At 64.8% G+C, this 21,630-nt stretch carries 27 protein-coding genes; 17 read left to right on the top strand and 10 right to left on the bottom strand.

The window, feature by feature from the left end; all coding sequences use genetic code 11:
- The first annotated feature begins 33 nt into the window (after nt 1-33).
- The 3 genes from AB7C87_RS15215 (at nt 34) to AB7C87_RS15205 (ending at nt 2,237) form a co-directional block, all read left to right on the top strand.
- Entirely contained in the window at nt 34-345 is a 312-nt protein-coding gene (locus tag AB7C87_RS15215; protein ID WP_369730337.1) for a hypothetical protein, read from the top strand.
- 694 nt (nt 346-1,039) lie between these two features.
- The gene (locus AB7C87_RS15210) at nt 1,040-1,663 is read left to right on the top strand and encodes an ArsR/SmtB family transcription factor (protein ID WP_369730336.1); all 624 of its coding nucleotides are present in this window, start codon (nt 1,040-1,042) and stop codon (nt 1,661-1,663) included.
- Between the two features lie 13 nt (nt 1,664-1,676).
- Nucleotides 1,677-2,237: a PIN domain-containing protein gene (locus AB7C87_RS15205; protein WP_502260533.1), complete on the top strand. Its 561-nt coding sequence runs from the start codon at nt 1,677-1,679 to the stop codon at nt 2,235-2,237.
- A gap of 970 nt (nt 2,238-3,207) precedes the next feature.
- Here the strand turns inward: AB7C87_RS15205 and AB7C87_RS15200 are convergent.
- From AB7C87_RS15200 to AB7C87_RS15190, 3 genes are all read right to left on the bottom strand, one after another.
- Complete coding sequence (locus AB7C87_RS15200) at nt 3,208-3,606, bottom strand: SpoIIAA family protein (RefSeq protein WP_369730334.1); 399 nt, start codon at nt 3,604-3,606, stop codon at nt 3,208-3,210.
- A gap of 50 nt (nt 3,607-3,656) precedes the next feature.
- Entirely contained in the window at nt 3,657-3,812 is a 156-nt protein-coding gene (locus AB7C87_RS15195; protein WP_369730333.1) for a hypothetical protein, read from the bottom strand.
- A gap of 242 nt (nt 3,813-4,054) precedes the next feature.
- A complete protein-coding gene (locus tag AB7C87_RS15190) occupies nt 4,055-4,696 on the bottom strand; it encodes a DUF8526 domain-containing protein (protein WP_369730332.1) in 642 nt (213 codons plus the stop codon).
- A 129-nt stretch (nt 4,697-4,825) separates the two neighbouring features.
- Between AB7C87_RS15190 and AB7C87_RS15185 the strand changes: the two genes are divergently transcribed.
- Both AB7C87_RS15185 and gatD read left to right on the top strand, forming a co-directional pair.
- On the top strand, nt 4,826-5,023 hold the full coding sequence (locus AB7C87_RS15185; RefSeq protein WP_369730331.1) for a hypothetical protein: 198 nt from the start codon (nt 4,826-4,828) through the stop codon (nt 5,021-5,023).
- A gap of 159 nt (nt 5,024-5,182) precedes the next feature.
- A complete protein-coding gene (gatD, locus tag AB7C87_RS15180) occupies nt 5,183-6,454 on the top strand; it encodes a Glu-tRNA(Gln) amidotransferase subunit GatD (protein ID WP_369730330.1) in 1,272 nt (423 codons plus the stop codon).
- Between the two features lie 93 nt (nt 6,455-6,547).
- Here the strand turns inward: gatD and AB7C87_RS15175 are convergent, their stop codons facing one another.
- Nucleotides 6,548-6,931: a PIN domain-containing protein gene (locus AB7C87_RS15175; protein WP_369730329.1), complete on the bottom strand. Its 384-nt coding sequence runs from the start codon at nt 6,929-6,931 to the stop codon at nt 6,548-6,550.
- Nucleotides 6,921-7,166 (bottom strand): AbrB/MazE/SpoVT family DNA-binding domain-containing protein, encoded by a 246-nt coding sequence (locus AB7C87_RS15170; RefSeq protein WP_369730328.1) that lies wholly within the window; start codon nt 7,164-7,166, stop codon nt 6,921-6,923. Before AB7C87_RS15170 ends, AB7C87_RS15175 begins: the two co-directional genes overlap by 11 nt.
- A gap of 373 nt (nt 7,167-7,539) precedes the next feature.
- Between AB7C87_RS15170 and AB7C87_RS15165 the strand changes: the two genes are divergently transcribed.
- Nucleotides 7,540-8,463, top strand: coding sequence for a GNAT family N-acetyltransferase (locus tag AB7C87_RS15165; protein WP_369730327.1), 924 nt, complete (start codon nt 7,540-7,542; stop codon nt 8,461-8,463).
- A gap of 9 nt (nt 8,464-8,472) precedes the next feature.
- Here the strand turns inward: AB7C87_RS15165 and AB7C87_RS15160 are convergent, their stop codons facing one another.
- Complete coding sequence (locus tag AB7C87_RS15160) at nt 8,473-8,754, bottom strand: ubiquitin-like small modifier protein 1 (RefSeq protein ID WP_369730326.1); 282 nt, start codon at nt 8,752-8,754, stop codon at nt 8,473-8,475.
- Nucleotides 8,755-8,896: 142 nt separating this feature from the next.
- Here AB7C87_RS15160 and AB7C87_RS15155 point away from each other — a divergent pair, with 142 nt between their 5' ends.
- Nucleotides 8,897-10,093 carry an NAD-binding protein gene (locus AB7C87_RS15155; RefSeq protein WP_369730325.1) on the top strand — a complete coding sequence of 399 codons (1,197 nt, stop codon included), beginning with the start codon at nt 8,897-8,899 and terminating at the stop codon, nt 10,091-10,093.
- Here the strand turns inward: AB7C87_RS15155 and AB7C87_RS15150 are convergent.
- Nucleotides 10,090-11,991 carry a S9 family peptidase gene (locus AB7C87_RS15150; RefSeq protein ID WP_369730324.1) on the bottom strand — a complete coding sequence of 634 codons (1,902 nt, stop codon included), beginning with the start codon at nt 11,989-11,991 and terminating at the stop codon, nt 10,090-10,092. The genes AB7C87_RS15155 and AB7C87_RS15150 overlap by 4 nt on opposite strands.
- Nucleotides 11,992-12,116: 125 nt before the next feature.
- On the opposite strand from AB7C87_RS15150, the gene AB7C87_RS15145 reads away from it, so the two are divergent.
- The 4 genes from AB7C87_RS15145 to AB7C87_RS15130 all read left to right on the top strand — a co-directional run bounded on the left by AB7C87_RS15145 (nt 12,117) and on the right by AB7C87_RS15130 (nt 14,361).
- Nucleotides 12,117-12,722 carry a DUF7347 domain-containing protein gene (locus tag AB7C87_RS15145; RefSeq protein ID WP_369730323.1) on the top strand — a complete coding sequence of 202 codons (606 nt, stop codon included), beginning with the start codon at nt 12,117-12,119 and terminating at the stop codon, nt 12,720-12,722.
- Between the two features lie 100 nt (nt 12,723-12,822).
- Nucleotides 12,823-13,641 (top strand): AzlC family ABC transporter permease, encoded by an 819-nt coding sequence (locus tag AB7C87_RS15140; RefSeq protein ID WP_369730322.1) that lies wholly within the window; start codon nt 12,823-12,825, stop codon nt 13,639-13,641.
- A complete protein-coding gene (locus AB7C87_RS15135; protein WP_369730321.1) occupies nt 13,634-13,951 on the top strand; it encodes an AzlD family protein in 318 nt (105 codons plus the stop codon). The genes AB7C87_RS15140 and AB7C87_RS15135 overlap by 8 nt, the downstream gene beginning before the upstream one ends.
- A gap of 68 nt (nt 13,952-14,019) precedes the next feature.
- Nucleotides 14,020-14,361: a hypothetical protein gene (locus tag AB7C87_RS15130; RefSeq protein WP_369730320.1), complete on the top strand. Its 342-nt coding sequence runs from the start codon at nt 14,020-14,022 to the stop codon at nt 14,359-14,361.
- Nucleotides 14,362-14,408: 47 nt separating this feature from the next.
- Here AB7C87_RS15130 and AB7C87_RS15125 read toward each other — a convergent pair whose 3' ends face one another.
- Nucleotides 14,409-14,876: a GNAT family N-acetyltransferase gene (locus AB7C87_RS15125; protein ID WP_369730319.1), complete on the bottom strand. Its 468-nt coding sequence runs from the start codon at nt 14,874-14,876 to the stop codon at nt 14,409-14,411.
- 185 nt (nt 14,877-15,061) lie between these two features.
- Nucleotides 15,062-15,706 carry a deoxyribose-phosphate aldolase gene (gene deoC / locus AB7C87_RS15120; RefSeq protein ID WP_369730318.1) on the bottom strand — a complete coding sequence of 215 codons (645 nt, stop codon included), beginning with the start codon at nt 15,704-15,706 and terminating at the stop codon, nt 15,062-15,064.
- 71 nt (nt 15,707-15,777) lie between these two features.
- Here deoC and AB7C87_RS15115 point away from each other — a divergent pair, with 71 nt between their 5' ends.
- The 6 genes from AB7C87_RS15115 (at nt 15,778) to AB7C87_RS15090 (ending at nt 20,723) form a co-directional block, all read left to right on the top strand.
- Nucleotides 15,778-16,806, top strand: a complete 1,029-nt coding sequence (locus tag AB7C87_RS15115) for a ribose 1,5-bisphosphate isomerase (RefSeq protein ID WP_369730317.1) — start codon at nt 15,778-15,780, stop codon at nt 16,804-16,806.
- A gap of 149 nt (nt 16,807-16,955) precedes the next feature.
- Nucleotides 16,956-17,777 (top strand): DUF63 family protein, encoded by an 822-nt coding sequence (locus AB7C87_RS15110; protein ID WP_369730316.1) that lies wholly within the window; start codon nt 16,956-16,958, stop codon nt 17,775-17,777.
- Nucleotides 17,778-17,885: 108 nt separating this feature from the next.
- Nucleotides 17,886-18,767, top strand: coding sequence for an ATP-dependent ribose-1-phosphate kinase (locus tag AB7C87_RS15105; protein WP_369730315.1), 882 nt, complete (start codon nt 17,886-17,888; stop codon nt 18,765-18,767).
- A 139-nt stretch (nt 18,768-18,906) separates the two neighbouring features.
- The gene (locus AB7C87_RS15100; protein WP_369730314.1) at nt 18,907-19,206 is read left to right on the top strand and encodes a HalOD1 output domain-containing protein; all 300 of its coding nucleotides are present in this window, start codon (nt 18,907-18,909) and stop codon (nt 19,204-19,206) included.
- Nucleotides 19,207-19,281: 75 nt separating this feature from the next.
- Entirely contained in the window at nt 19,282-20,010 is a 729-nt protein-coding gene (locus AB7C87_RS15095; RefSeq protein ID WP_369730313.1) for a guanosine phosphorylase, read from the top strand.
- A 275-nt stretch (nt 20,011-20,285) separates the two neighbouring features.
- A complete protein-coding gene (locus tag AB7C87_RS15090) occupies nt 20,286-20,723 on the top strand; it encodes a universal stress protein (RefSeq protein WP_369730312.1) in 438 nt (145 codons plus the stop codon).
- A 70-nt stretch (nt 20,724-20,793) separates the two neighbouring features.
- Here AB7C87_RS15090 and AB7C87_RS15085 read toward each other — a convergent pair whose 3' ends face one another.
- Complete coding sequence (locus tag AB7C87_RS15085) at nt 20,794-21,591, bottom strand: HNH endonuclease (RefSeq protein ID WP_369730311.1); 798 nt, start codon at nt 21,589-21,591, stop codon at nt 20,794-20,796.
- Between the last annotated feature and the right edge of the window lie 39 nt (nt 21,592-21,630).

The raw sequence follows: 21,630 nt of genomic DNA, 5'->3' as shown, positions 1-21,630 counted from the left end.
CCACGCCGAAGCCGGCCGGCGGCGGTGGTGTCGATGAGCACGAGTCCCGACGGATCGACCGACGACTCGAGTCTCGAGTCGTCCGCTCACAGGCCCGACGAATCGTCCGCCCACAACCCCGACGGTTCGGACAGCGACGATTCCGGCGCTTCCAACCCCGAGCTGATCTGCTACCGCTGTGATCGGCCACTCGAGGGCGAGCGCTGGATTCGCCTCGACGCACGGCCGGGGCCGGGCGTTGCAGACGCCTACAACGCCGTGACCAAGCCCTGCTGTCCCGACTGCGTCGCGGCGATAGGACTGCTCGAGATTGCGACAGGTGCGCGCTCGAGGGACGCAGACTGAGCACGGCCCTGCCGTCTCAGAGAACACTTCACGAGTTCTTCCGCGTATTCTCGCTTCGACAGCGAAGACACGTATTGGGAGCCGTTATGAGAAGCGATCGGTCGACACGAGGACGAGTCCGTATCCGATGGAGCCTCCGAGTACCATCGCATAGAGGAGGTGGTGTAATCCCCTGAGCTGAAGCTCGACGCTCAGAACGAGTGCGGCGAAATAGAAGAAAACCAACGCGATAACTCGAAGGGCACCACGGCGTTCGGGAGACATTCGACCACGGATACTCCTCGCCACCGGTCCCGAAAGAAGAACTGCACCGATAGCAGAGGCTCCGACCCAGAGCCATACGACCGGACTCGTGTCGTGTTCTACGAGTAAGACCGCGCTTAGAAGGGCCAAGAGAGCGAAACACGCGAGGACGGCTTTGATTCGCGTTTCAGTTTCCCTCAGGAACCTCATAGTATAATTTACGTTCAGCTGACGTGTACTTTATTGGCACGGGTTTTCGAGAGTGCACCGTTTCGAGATTCCTTCACTCGAGAAGCAGGTATCCGGATGCTCGGCCGTTTGGCCGGGAGATCCAACCGGACCTCGAGCGAAAGCGCCGTCGAACACCTGCCAGTCGAAGGGAAACGGGAACGGCCGAGAACGTGGGTCGAACCAAACACTTACAGTTTCGAGTTTCGTAACTCATCACGACATGAGCTACGACACGGAACACGTGCGGAACGCGGGCGACACTCCGGAGTTGATCGCCGGCGTCCCCACGTTTACGGAGCTGCTTTCCAACGCGGATCTCGCCTCCCTCTATACGGACATCTATCGCTCGGCCGCTGGGACGGCCCCCGAACTCACGGAGCGGGCAGACGTGTCGAAAAAGACGGTGTACGAATACCTCCGGAAGTTAGAGCGCGCGGGCCTCGTTACCGAGGTCGGAGATAGCGATGGAACGCGAGCGTACGAAGCGGAGGCGTTCGAGATGACTCTCACGGTGCGTGACGTCGAGGTGTCGATCACTCCCGAACTCGTCTGCGCGATCGCACATGCGGACGAGTTCCCGGTGATCGAGCGCGTGCTCGAGGACCACGGTCTCGTGACGTTCGCGCTCGCCTACGACCTCGTCACGGCTCACAGCGAGGGCGAGGTCACCGTTCGACAACTCGCGACGCTGGCGGAGCTGTCGTCTGGAACGGCCTACGACATCGTCGAAGCGATCTACGAGATCCGTGACCTCGGTGACGAGGACCCCACCCCGACGACGTACACCCCGGACGACGTCGCAGGTGGATCCGACAGCCTGCTCGAGGAATCGACTGACGAGTGACTGCCGGCGACGAATGTACACCGCAAACGTCGTGGATACGGTGATCTTTCGGAGTGTGGGAAAACACCCGAATTCGCGCCTCGATTCGCTCGAAGACGCCGTAAAAAACGCCGGAACTGAACTGTGGGTGCCCGCTACAGTCTACCACGAACTCGCGGACCACGGAACCGCTGAGACCCCGGTGAATCCGTATCTCGATCCCGCAATCGAAGCGGGATGGGTCCGCGTCGCGACGCCGCTTCCTGGCGATCGAACCGACGCCCTCGATACCGTCGATGAACCGGTCGAGGCGGCTCGGCACCTCGCCGATGAGTTCCTGAATCGGCGGAGCAAGTATCCGGTGACGAACAACTGGCGAGATGCGTCGCTGGTCGCGTTGGCTGTCCGGTTGTTCGAACGCAATGTACGGATTCGCGTTATCACTCACACGGCCGACGAACGGTTGGCAGCGGCGTGTGCCCGCATTCCACCCGAGTTTGGGTATTACGAGATCGAGTCACGGTACTACAACCCACCACAGACGGCGAAACGCGAGTTCCCTCACACCGATTCCCTGACGTGGGATGGCAGGTGAAAAACGCCGTATACCGTAAACCGAGCCTACTTCCCGACCTACTGCATCGACTGCGTTGCGGCGACGGAACTGCTCGAGATCGCCGCCGATCTGCGCTCGAGCACCTGATATGGATTGCTGTAACGATGTACCGGCAGTGAGTCGAACCGTGTGAGACGAGTCTCGGTGGGGGAGTGCAACGAGTCCACCGCTGCAACTGCCGCCCGGGTCGAGGTTGTGGCGGAAATGACTGACAGTAAACCGTATGACTCGGACCGCCGGTTACGATCCCGGGCACACCTTGGTCAAGTGCTCCCGGTAGGCGACCGTCGGGACGCGTTCGCCGCAGAACTCGCACGTTCGGTGCTCGAGTCGCCCGTTATCGTCGACCAGACCGTTCAGTGCTTCGGTCACGCTCGCCCGTCGTTTCGGCCTCGTCCCCCACGAAGGTTCGGGACGAGTGATCGGGCGGTCGCGTATCGGGTTTCGGGTCGCATCGCCGTATCGTTCGACGCTCACGGCCGCCAAACGGGTCGGTAGCAGTGATTGCCGTCGGAGATGTGGGACCTCGTTCGAGGTCGGTTTCGATGCCAAAATTCCGGGACTCGAGACCGACGTTTCGTTAAGAAAGTCTCTCAAATATATTCCCGCTTTGTTCAGCGACGTCGAACAAACGAACCGCAGACGGAGCGTCGCCCAGCCGCGCTCGTACCGGTCCCGTCCACATCGCCTCCGTTTTCCCGAGCTGGGGGTGGAAAACGGAGCCGACCTCCTCGAACACCGAGAGCCGGTCGAAATCGTCGGCAACGTCTTCGCTCTCGGGGAATATTCCTCGAGAACACCGCGAGACGACGGCCAGCGAGCGCGGGGCGAACGCCGAATTCACGGGAGATCCGGTTGTCGACTGATCGAACTCGATGCCGAGGAGACTCCGCCCGCGTTCGTGATTCTCGAGACGTTCAAGAAAACCGAAGCAACCGGTAAGCAGCCCTCACCGGTCGGAATCGTCCGTTCCCATCTTCACCCACTCGAGGGCGTCGCCGCGTGCGGACAACTCGTCGTATCGCATCTCCGCCGGGCTCACCGGGAAGACGGGTGCGACGGCCCGCCACTGGTAGTGGAGGAGTTTCGCCAGGGCGGAGTCGCCGACGGCGGCGTGGCGGTCGATGTCGAATTTCGGTCCGTATCGGAGATCCGGGAGGAGTCCGTGGTAGTGTGAGAGGTACGTCGACAACGTCCAGTTCGTGGTTTCTTCGTAGAGGTGAACCGTTCCGTACGCGTCGGTCTTCTCGACGAGCAGTTCGTACAGCGCTCGATAGCCCTCGAGAGAGCCCCCGTGCAACCGAATTGCGACCACCTCATCGTCGGTCGCCTCGAGTAGCTCGAACATCGGAAACTCCGATCGCCCCGTCGAATCGAACGGAGAGGGAGAGTCCCCCGTCATCGGTCGAGAAACCGATCGTGAGAACCGAGGCGAGCGCTTCCGAGGATCCGGTTCGTCGGTCGGTCGATCGAGGGCGACGGTCCGTCGGGAACGACCCCTTCGATCCGTTCGTCCACCCGTTCCGTTCTCGGATCGTTACCTGTAGCGATCATACTCGTCGACTTACGAGTGGCCGGCTTTCCTCGATTTCCCCTTCGATTCGAAACTCTGTGATCGACGATTCTTCAGAATGTGAACTGGGGTCGGTCGCCCGTCGAGAAGTGGATGCCTGTCGTCGAGCGCTTCGTCGCTCGAGGATCAGTTCTCGCGTTCGAGCGTGGCCGGGGAAACCCGCTCGAACGGTGGGTACACGTCTACGAGGGAACGGTGCGTTCGAACGGAGCCAACTGGTCGCCTACTCGACGTCCCGCGAGAGGCCGTCGCGAAGGTCGCGGCCGAAGTAGTACCCGAGAACCGAGACGACGAGCCCCGCGACCGCGCCGGCGAAGAGCAGCGTCCGCCCCGAGCCAGCGATGGCGAGGGGCAGATCGAAAAGCACCGTCGTCAACGCACCCGCGGCCGTCCCCGCCACGGATAGCTCGAGGTAGCGCCGCTTCGAGGTGAGCACTCCGATGAGGAAGGCGACCGCCAACAGGCCGACGAACCGACCGAGGGCGCCGATCGGCAGGACCGTTCCGCCGACGAACAGCCCGACGGAGACGAGCGCCAACACGGCGAGAAACGCCTTCGGCGAGAAGTACTCGCCGAGCGATCGACTCGGCCGGAGCCTCGAGAGGCGTCCGGAACCCGAGTCACTCGTCTGGGCGGTTTCGCTCGACTCCCCGCTTCTCGAGTACGGCCACCACGAGCGCGATGTGTCGGCGCCGTCGGTCTCGCCGGGCGTCGACGGCGACGTGGACGACCGATCCCGGTGGTCGGCCGGCGCGGGCTCGGTGCCCGTCTCAGAGAGCAACTGCTCGGTCTCCTCGAGGAGGTCGTCAGTCGACGGGGCGTCCGCGTCGGGACTCTCGGTCAGTTCGTCCGAACGCTCTCCCATGTTCGAACGGTGGCCGGCGAGCACCATGGAGCTTTCCCATATCCGCGTGGTCCTCGAGAGACGATTCCGGACGCTCGGCCCGTGAAGATGTGAACACGTTTTTTCACGGATCGGCTGGTATGTCGAGGAGTGAACGTCGAACTGGTCGCGTTCGGGGCGATCGCCCTCGCCGCCGGCGCCGGATTGCTCTACACCGCACGCCACCTCTATCCGAGACTCGATCTGAGCGAGGACGCACTGGCGTCGATTCGACTGTTGACGGCGCTCATCATCGGCGTACTCCTTCTGGGCGGGGCCGGACTGGTTCTCGTCGGGATCCTCGCGTAAGTCGGTCCGCTGGACGTCAGTTCCGGCGCGATCGGAGCCCGTCTTGTGAGGCCACCGGTAAATCGGAACAGCGTTCCGTACTCGAGCCGCCGGCACGTGGGAATTCTCGTCCGAGGACGAAAGCGTGGCTTGAAGTCCGCCGGCGCGCAACGCCCACGCATGAACCCAGGCGACCGCGTTCGCGTCGACCGCGCGGACCGCACGTACGAGGGCGTGTTGCTCCCCTCGAGTACGGACGACCATCTCGTGGTGAAACTCGAGGGCGGCTACAACGTCGGCGTCGACCGCGCCGAAGCCGACGTCGAGGTGCTCGCGGAGGACGTCTACGAGATTGACGGAACCGATTCGGTGGGCGACAGCGACGAGGCCTCCGAGATCGAGTTCGACGACGACCTGCCGACGATTTCGCTGATCTCGACCGGCGGGACGATCGCCTCGACGGTCGACTACCGTACGGGTGCCGTCACGGCGCAGTTCGACGCCGAGGACGTCTTGCGCGCGGTTCCGGACCTGGCGGGGCGGGCGAACTACCGCGGGCGCGTCGTCGCGAACATCCTCTCGGAGAACATGGAGCCGCCGATCTGGCAGGACCTCGCCGAGGCCGTCTACGAGGAGATCGAGGCCGGCGCCGACGGCGTCGTCGTCATGCACGGCACCGACACGATGCAGTACTCCGCGTCGATCCTCTCGTTCGCCCTCGAGACGCCGGTGCCGATCGTTTTCACCGGGAGCCAGCGCTCGGCGGACCGACCGTCCTCGGACAACGTCATGAACGCCGTCTGCGCCGTCGAGGCCGCAAAGAGCGACTGCGCCGAGGTGCTGGTCTGTATGCACGGCTCCGAATCGGACGACGTCTGTGCGCTTCACCGCGGGACGCGCGTCCGGAAGAACCACACCTCCCGTCGAGACGCCTTCGAGACCGTCGGCGCCGAACCCCTGGGAGCGGTCGACTACGACGCGCTCTCCGACGACGGAACCGACGCGATCGAGTTCCACCGCGAGCACGGAGAACGCGGCGAGGCCGACCTCGCCATCGAACCCGACCTCGAGAGCGACGTCGAACTACTGAAGTTCACGCCCGGGATGGACCCCGCCTTCCTCGACGTCATCGAGGGCTCTGCGGGCCTGGTGCTCGAGGGGACGGGACTCGGCCACGTCCACACCGATCTCATCCCTCGCATCGAGGAGCTGATCGAGGACGGGACGACGGTCGTGATGACCAGCCAGTGTCTCGAGGGCCGGGTCTGTGATCGGGTCTACGACACCGGCCGCGACCTGCTCGAGGCCGGCGTAATCGAGGCCGGCGACACCTTACCCGGAACCGCGAAAGTCAAACTGATGTGGACGCTCGCGAACGCCGAGGACGTCGAAGAAGCCATGCAAACCTCGCTAGCCGGCGAGATTCAAGAGCGGTCGGTCCCCTGGGAGTGAACGCGGCGGTTAGTCCCACGGCCTGCTATCGGCCATTGCCAGTATACCCGCGACAGGGCTGCTGTTCCACCGAAAGCCAGACGGCGGCCCGTGTTAGTGGTCCGAATTGTCCGCTGAATCCGACTCGAGCGGCACGCGTTCGACACTGATGGTATCGAACGCTTGATCGCTCGAGAGGATCGCGTCGTCCGCCAATGCGGCGTGGAACGCGTCGAATGTGTTGAGACCATCGTCGATGTACTCCGACGCCTGAAACACGGCGTCCTCGTCGACGTCGCAGTCGGCCAGTTCAAAAATTGCGAGCGCAGCCTGTTCCCGATCGAACGCGTACCGTTCCTCGATCAGAAAGAGTTCGATGAACGTTGCGAGCGAGACCTCAAGTTCGCCTCGGTACTCCTCGAGACGAATCTCGGCTCGGTCGGCGAGCCAGTCGTCGTCTTTCAAGATGGCGACCCAGAAATCGGTATCAGCGTACATGCCCGGTCGCCTCTTCTTGGGCCTTTTCGAGCCCGGCTTCGCGCAGTTCGTCCATCGACGCCTGCTTGAACTCTTCGCTCGAGGCCTCCCGTAGCGCTGTAACCGGGTCATCTGGGACCGCCAACAGTTTGACCCCGTTTCGAAGCTCCACCATCCGATATCGCTCGCCGAAGCGCTCTCGGATCTCCTTGGGAATCGTGATCCGCCCCCGTTCGTCCGTCGCGATCTCGGTCATATACACCAGTACAAAGTGGGTACACAAAAGCGCTATTCCCACATTGGTCACTTCGGTGGGTTTTTAGGACAAACGAAACGAAGCAGTCTGTCCGAACGCCAGCGCCGATTCTCTCGAGGAGGATCGAAGAAGTATAGTAGCCACTGAACGCCAATGCACACCCGATCGCCAGATGGATCGGCGATCAGTGTGTGAACCGTTTCAGTTGGTACTATAGTAGCCACTGCAAGTCATTGCACACCTGATCGCCAGACAGTTCGGCGATCAGTGTGTAAATCGTTTCAGTTGGTACTATAGAGTAAGTTGCCAACGGTCGACAGCCCGGAGTCGAATCCGAACAGCATACCCCGCACCGAGCCGAACCGAATCCCGAATGAACGTTCGCAGGGCGACACACGACGATTACGAGGCCGTCGCCGAGATGACGAGCGATATCTGGGCGGACCGCGGCGGGGACTACCTCCCAGAGATCTACCACGACTGGCTCGAGGACGAGGGCGACCTCGACACGAAGACGTTCCTGGCGACGATCGACGGCGACGCGGCCGGGATCGTCCAGGCGAGGCTCCTCTCGTCCGAGGAAGCCTGGTTCCAGAGTCTCCGGGTCGACAGCGACTACCGCCGGCGAGGCGTTGCTCGCCGACTCAACGAGGTCTGTTTCGAGTGGGCCCGCGAGCGCGGCGCCCGCGTCGGCCGGATCATGATCTTCTCGTGGAACGTCGCCTCGCTCGCGACGGCGCGGACGATCGGCTTCGAACCGGTGACGGAGTTCCGATTCGCCCACCCCAAGCCCGACCCCGGGGCTGAGGGGCCGGCGAACCACGCCATCTCGAGCGATCCGACGGCGGCGTGGCGCTACTGGACCCGAAGCGACGCGTGCGAACACCTGCGGGGACTCGGACTCGCGCCCGAAGAATCGTGGGCAATGCGCGAGATAACGTCGGCCGACTTCGACCGGTTCGTCGACGATACTGCCGTCCTCGTCGTCGAAGGTCCGAACGGGACCGCAGGAACCGCCTACCGGTCCCGAACGTTTCATCGGCGAACGGACCGGGGCGAGGAAGAAACCGTCGCCGAGTACGGCGTCGGGGCGTGGGACGACCTCGAGGCCGCCAGGGCGCTGTTCGCCGCGATCGCTCGAGACGCCGCGGCGCTCGAGGCGAACCGAACGCGGATCGCGATCCCCGAGACGGCCCGGTTCGTCAGCGACGCCGCGGCCGCCGGCGCCGAACTCGGCGAGGAGCCGGATTTCATCCTCGAGATCGATCTCGCAGGGCGATCGCTGCCAGACCGATAACGGAGTGCCTCAACCGCCGCTGACCGGCGGAAACAGGGCGAGTTCGTCCCCGTCGCCGAGTTCCGTCTCGAGACCCTCCTCTTCGACGAGGACGTTCGTTCCGTTGCGTAAGACGTTGACTTGTGATCTGAGTTCGCCGTCCTCGAGAACGCGTGCCTCGAGTTCGGGTCGGCCGTCGAGCAGTTGCTCGAAGGCGTCCCCGACGGTGTCTCCGGCCGACGCCTCGACCGTGACGTGTCTGTCGCCGGCGTGTTCGGCGAGGTCGGCGAACAGTTTCCACTCGGTGGCCATACGTGGCGGTATCGGTGCCGGAGGCAAGTAGCTACCGCTCCTCGAGTCTCGAGCGATACCTCGGTTCGGTCGAACGCGGACGCGTCGGCGCTCGGCGAGAAAAACGGCGAATCTTAACTGCCGGGGCGACCCAACACAGCATATGGCCGCCGAGACCGTTCGGGACCGCCTGCCGGAGGACTGGCAGCGGGTGCTCACGACGCGAGCCGCGATCGCCCTCGCACTCGCGGTCGCTCTGCTTTCGGTCGCGACGGCGCTTTTCAACATCGGCTTCCAACCCGCCTACGAGCCGCTCGATCCGTACATTCCGGACATCGTCCAGCGAACGGCTCGCTTTACGGGCGCAGTGACCGGATTCATGATGGTCGCCGGCGCGCTCGCACTCAGACGCGGACTGCGTGTCGGCTGGTGGATGACGATCCTCTTGTTACCCCTGACCGCCGCCCAGGGGTTCCTCCAGTTGAGCCAGTACTCGGCGCCGCTGATCGTCCTCTCGCTCGTGTCGATTCCGGTGTTGTGGCTCACCCACGACCACTTCACCAAACCGCTCTCGCTGAGTACCACCCAGATCGCCGCTGGCGCCGCGTTGGTCGGCGTCCAGGCGTACGGCACCATCGGTGCGTACGCGCTCCGTGCCGATTTCGACGGAATCGAGAGCCCACTCGACGCCTTCTACTTTACGCTGATTACCTCGAGTACGGTCGGCTACGGTGACGTCACCCCTCACCTCGACTCGACCGAGGGACAGCTGTTCACGATGTCGGTGCTGGTCCTCGGCGTGTCCAGTTTCGGCCTGGCGGCCGGGGTGCTCCTCGGCCCGGCGATCCAGGCGCGAATCACGAAGACGCTCGGAATGATGACAGAATCGGAACTCGAACTGCTGAGCGACCACGTTCTGGTGCTCGGCTACGGCGAACTGACCGAACCGATCGTCGACGAACTCGCGGAAAACGACCGGGAGTTCGTCGTCGTAACGCTCAACCACGACGCGAGCGACGCGCTCTCCGAAAACGACATTCCGGTCGTCACCGCCGACCCCAGCGACGAGAGCCCGCTCCACCGCGCCAAGATCGGGCGGGCGTCCGCGATCCTCGTCGCGACGAACGAGGACGCACAGGACGCGCTGACGATCCTCACCGCCAGGCAACTCGCCCCCGAGACCCGAATCGTCGCCGCCGCGACCGACCGCGAGAACACGAAGAAACTCGAGCACGCCGGGGCTGATACGGTCATCAGTCCGGCGGTGCTCGGCGGCAATCTGTTAGTGCGATCGGCACTCGGCGGCGACGACTCCGAGTTAATCCACCAGATCCTCGACAACGATACCAAATCGGCTTAAAGCCGCTCATCGAGATATGCCGCCATGATCCGGTAGGCGCGAATCTTCTGCTCGGTGTCCGTCGAGCCGTGGCCCTCCTCGCCGAGTTCCTCGTAGCGGAACTCCTCGCCTTCGGCCCAGCCGCGGTCCTCGAGGGCGTCGCGGAACCGACGAGCTTGCTCGATGGGACAGCGCGGATCGTTGACCCCGTGGGTGATCAGGATCGGATCGGCCATCTCGTCGACGTGGGTGATCGGCGAGCGCTCGCGGTAGAACTCGGCGACCTCGGCGTCCGACGGATTGCCCAGTTGTTGCTCGAGCATCGTCCGATAGTGAGGCATCGAGTTCTCGTAGAGCGCGAGGAGGTCGGTCATCCCGACCCAGGCCATTCCGGTCGCCCACAGCCCGGGATATTTCGTCAGCTGTCTGTACGTGCTGTAGCCGCCGTAAGAGCCGCCGAAGACGGCGACCCGATCCTCGTCGATCCACTCCCGGCCCATCAGCCACCGGCCGCCCTCCGCGATGTCCTCGGCTTCCATGCCACCCCAGTCACCCCGGATCGCGAATTTGAACTTCCGTCCCCGGCCGGTCGATCCCCGATAGTTCGGTGCAAAGACGGAGTACCCCCGCGAGACGAAAAATTGCGCGTACTCGTCGAACCGTTTGGCCGACTGGAAGTGCGGCCCGCCGTGGACCTTCACCAGCCCGGGCTGGTCGGTTGCCTCCGAGTCGGCGGAGGGACGATCCCGTGCGTCCCACAGGAGACCGCCGATTTCGGTTCCATCCGTCGACTCGTAGGTGACGTACTCGGCGTCGACGAACGCGTCGGGATCGATCTCGCCGTACTCGGCGTCGAGGAGTACGTCGTACTCGTCGGTCGCGAGGTCGTACGCGAGCAGCCGCGACCGTTCGCTGGGGGTCGACTGGCTGAGGAGCATTCGCCCGTCCGCGAGAAACGCCTCCGAACGGGACTGGGGAATTTCGGCGACGCCCTCGGGAAGCTCGAGTTCCCGACCGTCGCCGGCCTTATCGATCACTTCGTTCCCCGTTCGACCCGCCGAGTCACGCGACGGCTCACACTCGAGGCCGTAGACGACGGGCACTGCGGCACACCGCCGTTTGCGGATCACCACGACGTCGCCGTCGGGCGTGAACACCAGGGGCACCTCGACGTGGTCGCCGTCGCCGAGCCACTCGACGGTATCGGACGCGAGGTCGTAGACGCCCGCCCGTGGCTTGTCCTCGCTGTTGTCAAATAGCAGTAGTCGGTCGCCGTCGGGGTGCCAGTCCGCCGGCCCGGCCTCCGTGCCCGTCGCGCCGACCTCGAGGCGTCGCGGGTTCGAACCGTCCGCGTCGGCGACGTAGACGTCACGATTGTCGAGGTCGTCGGTCTCGTTGGCGTCGTAGGCGATTCGGTCGCCGTCGGGGCTGTATCTCGCTCCCCAGACGGGTTCGTCGTATTCGGTGAGCCGTTCGACGCCACCCGTCTCGGTGTCGTACCGATAGCAGTTGAGCTGGTCGCGTTCGTCGCTCGCGTACAGCAGGTACCGCCCGTCGGGGGACGGCTCGGAGATGTACGCCTGTCCCTCGGGTTCGACGACGACCTCGTGGTCGCCCTCGAGGCCGAGCGCGTGGATGTCGTGTTGCTCGTCGCCCGCGTCGTCGCGGTGGAAGTAGACGCGTTCGTCCGTCGCGTCCCAGCGAAAGCGCCACTTCGCGTCCCGCGGAACCTCGCCGTCGCTAATCTGCCGTTTCTTGCCTGTCTCGACGTCCAGCACGTACAGCTCGTTGCGTCCCGTGACGTCGTCGTAGTACGCCACGCGATCACCCGACGGGGACGCCGCGGGATGGAAAAACGAGGGGAGGGATGCGAGCGCTTCGAGCGGGTACTCCGGATCAGCCGTGTCCTCGGTCGCCATGACGGACCGTTGACGCGAAGCCTCGTAAGTTCCCGGGGCGCTCGAGTCGGTCGACTTCGGTTCGCGAATTGTGGTTCGACACCGGAAGAAAGGATTTTACTCGAGCCGGAAGAATGAGACGAGCGATGGCGATCCCGACGTGGCTGTGGTCGACGAACACTGAACTCGAGCGGGGAGAGACGAGTCCATCCGGCGCCTCGACGGCCGCCGGTTCGCGCTCGGGATCGACTCGATCCGCCGTCACACAATCCACACCCGCGTCACCCAGGTCACCGTCGCGACCCACCGGGTCCGAGGCCGCGCCCGTCCTCGAGCGAGAACGCGAACCCGATCACGAATCCGAACCCGGCGTCGAGCCCGCCTCCGAAGAGGATCTCGAGAACGTTTCTGAACGCGGCGTCGAGCCCGCCACCGAAGACGACCTCGAGAACGGTTCCGAGCCCGACCTCGAGCGCGCTTCCGAGGAGTTCGAACTGCTCGCGAGCCCGATTCGACTCGAGATTCTGGCGGCGCTTTCCGGCTGCGATCGGCCGCTTCGGTACTCCGAACTGCGGGCGCGCATCTCGATCCGGGACAACGGCAAACTCAACTACCATCTGCGAACGCTCGAGGAGCTGGTCGACGGGAGCGACGACGGCTACGCGCTGACCGAGCGCGGCCGACGGCTGCTCGAGGGTGTGTCGATCCCGGAGCGCCCTCCCGAACGCGTTTCGACCTCGCGGTCGCGATAGAGAGTTTCTCGCCACAGCGGCGAACGTTTCGACCGCATTAGAGAACGGCTCTTCTCCGAGATATTAGGTTCCTCGAGCGCTCTCGAGGGAAACGGGTAGGATGGAATCCGAAGAGATCGACGAAACGACGAAATCGGTCACGTCGGGAGAATCGGTCACGTTCACCGTTGCCGGCGCGCGTGAAGGATTCCTCGAGTGTCTGCCGATCGCGGTCGGCGTCGCGAGCTACGGAATCGTCTTCGGGGTGTTGGCCGTCCAGGCGGGGTTGAGCGTCGCCGAGGCGACCCTGATGAGCGCGACCGTTCTCGCGGGCGCGGCGCAGTTGATCGCGGTCGACCTCTGGGCGGACGCGGCCGCCGTTCCGGTCGCCGCCGTCCTCCTCACGACGGTGCTCGTGAACCTGCGGTACGTGTTGATGGGTGCCGCGCTCCAGCCCTGGTTCGCGAAGCTGTCGCCGCCCGCGGCCTACGGGAGCATCTTCTTCACCGCCGACGAGAACTGGGCGCTCACGATGGGCGCACTCACAGAGGATGCCGACGGCTCGAGGGCGATTCGCGGCGCCTACCTCCTCGGGAGCGGGTTCGCCATCTGGCTCCTGTGGGTCGTCGCGACGATCGTCGGCGGCGTCGCGGGCGACGGCATCGGCGATCCCTCGCAGTACGGCCTGGATTTCGTCTTCGCCGCGGTGTTCGTCGCCATCGCGGTCGAACTGTGGGACGGTGCCGGCGACCTCCGGCCGTGGGCCGCGGCGTTCGCCGTCGCGCTGGCCAGTGCCTCCGTCCTCCCCGGCTACTGGTACGTCCTCCTCGGCGCCTGCGCGGGTTGTGTCGTCGGAATCGCGGGTGGTGTGGACGGAGGCGGTCCAGAGGGAGGTGATCCGGACGACGATTGTGCGGACGGAGGTGGTACGAATGAGTGAGTCTCCGCTGGCGCTCGAGCCGGTCGTCGTCGCGACGATCCTCGCGATGGCGTTTCTCACCTACGCTACCAAAGCCGGCGGCCTCTGGCTCGTGGGACGGATCGACCTCCCCGAGCGAGCCGAGACCGGCTTCGAACTCTTGCCCGGCGTGATCGTCGTCTCCATCGTCGCGGCCGAGTTGCTCGAGGGCGGGCCAACGGAGTGGCTCGGGGGGGCCGTCGTCGCGCTCGTCGCCTGGAAGACCGAGAACCTCCTGCTGGCGCTGCTCGCGGGAGTTGCGACGGTTCTGGTCGTTCGGAGCGTCGGCTGACCGTGTGAGACAAACGGCACGATCCATCGACGTGGCTACTATAGCAGTGAACGCGGTACTGTGACGGTATGGAGTCACGATGGTCGCCCACCGACGGATACCTCGCCGCCTTTCTGGTCCTCCTGGCGTTCGCCTTTCTCGCGTCGTTTGTCGGACCGTGGTGGCTCGTCGCACTCGGCGCCGTGGGCTCTCTGACGTTTCTCTACCTATTTCTGGCCGAGACGATGCTCGAGGACGACGAGACGAGTGCGACCGACGGGGAGGAGTCGTCGCGTGACGAGATCGAACAGCTTCAGGATGCGTACGCGGCGGGACGAATCGACGACGACGAGTTCGCTCGTGGGGGCAAAAGCGAACGTGGGCGGACCGCCGAGGATACGAGCCTCGAGGGTGAACGAAACCTCGAGTGACTACTACTCTGCGGACCGCTCGGAGTCCACTGGCAATCAGTGGGAGTCTATGTACTGTCGGACGACTCGATCCGGCGGCTCAGCAACGCCGTCCCGTCCTCGAGGTCGAACCCTCGTTCCTCGTAGAACGTGCGAGCGGGTGCATCCCGGAGGGTTAGCAGGTAGATCGACTCGACGCCCGCCCGACGAAGGTCGGCGGCGAGACGGTCCATCAACGCCGTGGCGATCCCCCGGCGCTGGTGTGTCGAGTCGACGCAGAGTTCCCGAACGTAGTATTTTGATTCAGTGTCCCACTCCTCTTGGGTTCCGATCACGAGTCCCGCGAGGTCGCCGTCGATCGACGCGGCGTAGCCGCGGTGTCCGGGCGTCTCGACGAGCTGTGAGAGCCGCGTCCGCGCCGTCTCGAGCGTCCACTCGTCGTTCCAGGGTGGTTCGTTGAACACGTCGCGATAGAGCCGAGCACCGTCCGCCAGATCCGCCGAGTCGCTCGGAAACGACTCGAGTTCGGGAGTCATCGACGGCCTTTCGAAGGCGAGCCACAAAACCGTCCGGGCGGTGTGGGTACGGGCCACAGGCTAATTGCCGAACCACGAGTCAGACGCCGCTGACGGACGATCTCGAACCGACAGAACGATCGCGTACGGCGAGGGTTCGACACACCATTTCGGGGGGTCGACACGCCACGTCGGGGGCCGACGCGTTACGCCGAGGAGTCGGGCGCGCCCTCGAGAATGTCGACGCCGCTCGAGGCGCCGATCCGTTCGGCACCGGTCTCGAGCATGGCGATCGCCTCCTCGTAGCTGCCGACGCCGCCGCTGGCCTTGACGGGGAGATACTCGCTCATGAGTTCGACGTCCTCGAGGGTTGCACCGCCGTTTGCGAAGCCGGTGGAGGTTTTGACCATCGCGGCGTCGGCGGCGACGGCGGCCTCACAGGCCCGGTGTTTCTCTTCGTCCGAAAGCAGTGCGGTTTCGATGATCACCTTCACCGGGATCGGTACCGCGGCGACGACCTCGGCGAGTTCGGCCCGGATCACGTCGTCCTCGCCGGCCTTGAGTCGGCCAACGTTGATCACGACGTCGAGTTCGTCCGCGCCCGCCTTCCAGGCGAGGACCCCCTCTCGGCGTTTCACGTCGTGGTCGTTCTGACCGTGGGGAAAGCCAATCACTGTCGCGAGAGTGACCGCCGGCGCGTAGTCGGCCGCCTCCTCGATCGCGTACGGCGGGATACAGGCGTTCATCCCGTACGTCTCGGCGTCGTCGAGGACGGCCCTGACGTCGGCGGTCGTCGTCTCGGGTCCGAGGACGGTGTGGTCGATCAGGGGGGCGAGTTCGGTTCGGTCCATAGCGGACCGACTCGCCGAACCATCAAAAATCCGCCCGGTCGCTTTTGTCCCGCGGCGTGCAAAGGGTCGGCATGGAAGACGACTCGCCCGGCGTCGATCCCGTCGTCGACGCCACCGCAACGGACATCGCGGAGATGCGAATCCGTGGGGCCGCGACGATCGCCGACGCGGCCGCCGAGGCGCTTGCAACCCACGCCGAACGATCCGAGGCCTCGAGCCCGGAGGCGTTCCGGACGGGAATGCGCGCCGCCGCCAGGCGCCTCTACGAGACGCGCCCGACCGCCGTTAGCCTCCCTAACGCCCTCCGGTACGTCCTCCAGGGGATGGACGGCGAGACCGTCGCCGAGTTGCGATCGTCGACGATCGCCAGGGCCGACGAGTTTCGCCGGGACTTAGAGCAGGCTCAGGCCAAACTCGGGGAGATCGGCGCGAACCGCCTTCGAGACGGGGACGTGGTGATGACCCACTGTCACTCGACGGATGCGCTGTCGTGTATCGAGGCCGCACTCGAAGACGGCAAACACGTCGAGGCGATCGTCAAGGAGACCCGGCCACGAAAGCAAGGCCACATCACGGCCGAGCAGTTACGCGAGTGGGACGTCCCCGTGACGCTGATCGTCGACAACGCGGCCCGCCGGTATCTCGACGACGCGGATCACGTCCTCGTCGGCGCAGATAGCATCGCGGCCGACGGAAGCGTCATCAACAAGATTGGCACCAGCGGCCTCGCGGTCAACGCCCGCGAACGAGGCGTGCCGGTGATGGTCGCCGCCCAGACGATCAAGCTCCATCCGGATACGATGACCGGCCACACGGTCGCGATCGAGATGCGCGACGAGAACGAGGTCCTCTCGCCTGACGAGCGAGTGGAGATTACGGGACTCGAGGAAACTGACGATCGAACACTCGAGCACACCGACGGTGGGGGACTCGAGGGGACCCACGACGGGCTGATCGTCGAGAACCCCGCCTTCGACGTCACGCCGCCGCGCCACGTCGACGCGATCGTCACCGAGCGAGGGCAGTTCCCCCCGGAGAGCATCGTGACGCTCATGCGAGAGCTGTTCGGGGAGACGACCGGCGAGCCGTGGGAGGCCTGAGCCAGCGAGAAAGCGGCGACGCTGTCGGGACGTCACGTCCACGGTCGGTTATCGACCTCACTTCGCTCGCGGCCGGATACGTGACACCAGTCGAATACGATCCACCGTGGATCGGAACATGTTAGTCTCTGGCACGTTCCTCTCGTCGTATGGTGCTTCCAGAGGGGTTCATGCTCCCGCCGTGGTACCTCCTCGTCCCGCTTTTGGCCGTGCTCTTCGGCGCCGTTGCGCTCCTGTGGTCGCTCGAGCCGCCGGTGACCGATCGAACCGTCCTCGCGTTCGCACCGTGGATGATGGTTGGTGCGACGCTTCACGTCTTCTACCGCCTCGAGGTGTACCCGGACGCTCTCGCCGTATTGTTCGCCACGCCGAGTGTCTACCTGGTGACGGCCACCGTCGCGGGGCTGATCTGGATCGTCGGCCTCTTCCTCCAGGCGGGCGGACTCCAGCGAACGGCCGATAAATTCCTGGGCGGAATCGGCGCCGGAGTCTTCGTGGCGGCCGTTTCGGTGCTCGTCGCGACGAGCGTCGGAACTGGGACGTTCCGGCCGCTCTGGCTCATCGTCATCGTCGTCCTCACGGTCGTCGTCACCGCGTTGACGTGGTTCGGGCTGAGCATCTGGTTTACGAGCGTCGCCGCGACGACGGGAGCGACTGGTACCCTCGTCGTCTTCGGACACACGCTCGACGGCATTTCGACCGCCGTCGGCTACGATTTCCTCGGCGCCAGAGAGGAGGTGCCCGCCTCGCGGCTGATTCTCGAGGCCGGCGGGGCGCTCCCGACGGCGGAGTACATCGGCGCCGGCTGGCTGTTCGTTCTGGTGAAAGTCGCGCTCGCGCTGGTCATCCTCGGACTGTTCCGGGAGTACGTCGAGGTCGAGCCGAGACGGGCGCGGCTCGTACTCGCGTTCATCGCCGCGATCGGTCTCGGGCCGGGTATCCACAACGTCCTCCTGTTCATGGTCACGTAGACCTCCGCGTTCACGGTTGTCTCGACGTTCGCGTTCACGGTTGTCTCGACGTTCGCGTTCACGGTCGCCTAGACTTTTCTCGCTCGCGGCCGTTCTTCCGACAACTGAATGGTAGGTGTGCTCACTGCCGGCCACGTCAACTGGGACGTGACGCTTCGCGTCGACAGGCTCCCACAACCGGACGGCGAGGCGGCGATCCGATCACAACGCCAGTCCGGCGGCGGAAGCGCCGCAAACGTCGCCGCGGCTCTCTCCGGTCTCGATCTCGAGGCCGGTCTCGTCGGGAGCGTCGGCGACGACGACAACGGGCTCCTCGCCCGTCGCGAACTCGAGGACGCCGGCGTTTCGCTGGACGGACTTCGCGTCGTTTCCGGCGCGGACACCGCCGTCAAGTACCTGCTGGTCGACGACGACGGCGAGGTCGCGGTGCTCGGCAACGACGGCGTCAACGAAGCGGTCGGTCCCGAAGACCTCGACGAGTCGCGGATCCGAAACGCCGATCACGTCCACCTCACGAGCCAGCGACCCGAGACGGCGGCCCGAATCGCGACGGTCGCGAGTGAGGCCGGCTCGACGATCAGTTTCGATCCCGGACGCCGCCTCGAGGACCGCGACTACGGCGATGCACTCGCGGCCGCCGACGTCCTCTTTGCAAACGACAGGGAGGTCGCGGCGCTTCTCGAGGACGAGTACGTCGACTCCGCGTTCGGCGACCGCGTACTCGTCGTCAAACACGGCTCGGACGGGGCGAACGTCCACACGCCCGACGGCTCGTACGACCACCCGGGATTCGACGTGGACACGGTCGATACCGCGGGCGCCGGCGACGCCTTCGCCGCCGGCTTCATCGCGAGTACGCTCTCTCACGGCGACGTCGAACGCGCCCTCGAGTACGCGAACGCCTGTGGAGCGCTCACGGCGAGCCGGGAGGGGGCTCGGAGTGCGCCGACGGCGGACGCGGTCGAGACGTTTCTCGGTGCTCGATACTGAGACGCACGGTTCGACGAGTTACCGCCACAGCCACGAGCCGGTGCGGACGTGCTTCTCAGAAGCTGTCGTCTGACGATACCTATATGGGTCGAGCCGTTGGCCACTCGAGTAGACAGTCACGGAAACGTGACGGAGAGACATGACCGAACCAACGATACGCGAGTCGAACGGCCGTGCAGTCGGTCGGCGCGTTCAGTACGAATACGAATCGGACGAACCGCCGAGTATCGCCGTCACGATGGCGTTGGCGCAGTATCGCGGCGAGGACGTCACGCGGACCTCCACTCACCTCTACGATTACGTCGATCCGGAAGCCCTCGACGCGCTGTTCGATGGGTCCCGGGACGGCGATCGATCGGCCCACCGAGTCGAGTTCGAGGTGGAGGGGGCGACGGTCGTGGTCGGACAAACCGGCGTGACGGTCTCCTCGAGCGAGTGAGGCTGGCGGACGAATACCGAAACCGAACGCTTCGGCTCTCGAACCTTTTTTCTCGCCGCCCGGAGAACGCGGGGTATGGGAACGCAACCGCACCTGCTGGTCGAGGAGGGCGAACTTACCGACGTCGCACTCGTTCCGGGCGATCCCGGACGCGTCGACCGCATCGCCGACCACTGCGACGAGGCCGAGACGGTCTCGCAAAACCGGGAGTACAAGATCGTCAACGCGAGCTACGACGGGCGCGAGTTGACGATCTGTTCGACCGGAATCGGCTGTCCGTCTGCGGCAATCGCCGTCGAAGAACTCGCGAACGTCGGCGTCGAGACGGTCCTCCGCGTGGGGACGACCGGCGCCCTCCAGTCGGGAATCGAGATCGGCGACATGATCGTCGCCACCGGCGCGGCGAAAAACGAGGGAACCTCGAAGCGCTACGAGGACGTCGAGTACCCCGCCGTTCCGGACTACGGCGTCCTCTCGGCGTTGGTCGATTCCGCCGAGGCGAACGACGAAGACGTTCACGTCGGCCCGATCGCCTCCGATGACGCCTACTACGCGGAGACGGAGGCGTACGTCGCCGACTGGGAAGCCGCCGGCCTGCTCTCGGTCGAGATGGAAGCCGCCGCGCTCTTTACGCTCGCCCGACGCCGGGGCCTGCGCGCCGGCGCCATCTGTACCGTCGACGGCAACCTCGTCGAGGGCACCCAGAAGGGCACCGACACCGAAGACGACGAACTCCCCGAGAAGGCCAAGAACAACGTCGGCCGCGCCATCGACATCGCACTCGAGGCGACGACGACGCTGTAGGGGGGAGTGTGAGCTGACGACAGATCCCGAACCGGTGGACGCCACGGTGACGAGTTCGTACTGACGATGCTGTCGAGGGACGTATCCACACGACAACATCGGTAAAGCTGGTGCTATCCGCTCGTCACGGGGATTTGCACCGGTTTCGGTAACGCTTTCGCTCTAGCAGGTTGCTCGACCGGCGCATTTATAACAAACTATTATTGACAATAGGTGACTCTCACTTGCCTGGAATCGGACTCGCCGTTCACACGCTCCCCCACGGATTCGTTCGTATGTACGAGGTGCTTGTTCCAGTCGACGAAAACGAGGAACGAGTCCGATCGCAGGTCGAGTGGGTCACATCACTCCCGAACGCGTCAGCGTCGGTGCACGCGACGCTCCTGTTCGTCTTCGAGCGAAAGGACCAGTCCACCGTCCCGAACGAGATCAGATCCGAGTTCTCGGCTCGAGACGTCGTCAGTTCCGTCCGACGTGGATACCGCTATTTACAGCTACGAGACGTCAGTGTGGACGTCGTCGAACGACAGTTCAGCGTCACCGACACCATCCTCCAAGAGGCAACGGAACGAGCCGTCGACTGCGTCGTTCTCGGCGGACGAACGAAACCGCCCACAGAAAGTCACGTTTTCGGAAGCGTTACTCAGGAAGTACTCCTCCGGTCGTCGGTTCCGGTCGTGGTCACCGGAACCGGGATGTATAGGAGCCACTGAACGTCAATGCACACCGGATCGCACGACGGCTGTCCGATCAGGTGTACATCGTTTCAGTCGTTACTACAACTCACCCGCCCCGGAGCGCCTCGGCGACAGCCGTCGTGTGTCCCGTCAGCGATTCGGTCGTTCCGGAGGCCGCCTGTAACGTCTCGTTGATCGCCTCGAACAGTCGGTGAAAGGCCACGCCCTCGCCGGGTGCGGGCCGCCAGTCCTCGACGTCGCGGTACTCGAGGTCACAGACCGGACAGCGCGATTCGCCGTCGGCGATTGGTTCGAAACAGCCGTGACAGCGGCCGATCCCGGCCGCGACGGACTCGCCGAGCGCGACGATCCCGCGCAGTTCCGACTGGAGTTTGGTTCCGCCACCCCGAAAAGCGGTCAGCGCCTCGGCGACCGCCGGCTCGAGAGTCGAGTCGTCGACCGCGTGGAGGTGCTCGAGTCGGGAGTCGACGGAGTCGATGGCGAGGAGGACCTCGCGGCGGGCCTGGACGTACTCGCCGGCCAGATCGCCGTCGTGCTCGCCGGCCTCGAGTTTGCCCGGTAGCTCCGTCGCGAGCGAGGCGAAAGCGGCGACGGCCGAGACGGTCACGCCCTGGCGTTCGGTCGTCTGTCGGACGAGATCGAAGAGGGCGTCGTCGTCGAGTACGACATCCTCCCCCGGCACCGACTCGAGGGAGCCGAGACAGGGAGCGCAGACGGTCACGAGCGCACTCTCGTGGACCGGTCCCGGTTCGTGGGCGTCACCGACGGGGTACAGCGCCAGCCCGTTCGGATCCTCGGCGGCACCGGTCCCACAGCGGCGACAGATGCGTTCGTCGCGTTCGAACACGGCGTCAGGGTCGCCGTGTCGGCTGGGAGTAGTCACGAGCGAGCGAAGACGGTGAACTGACAAAAGTACTCCGGC

The organism is Natrarchaeobius versutus (genome assembly GCF_041205745.1).
GTDB classification, from domain to species: Archaea; Halobacteriota; Halobacteria; order Halobacteriales; family Natrialbaceae; genus Natrarchaeobius; species Natrarchaeobius versutus.
This window is presented reverse-complemented; position numbering and strand designations above follow the sequence as displayed.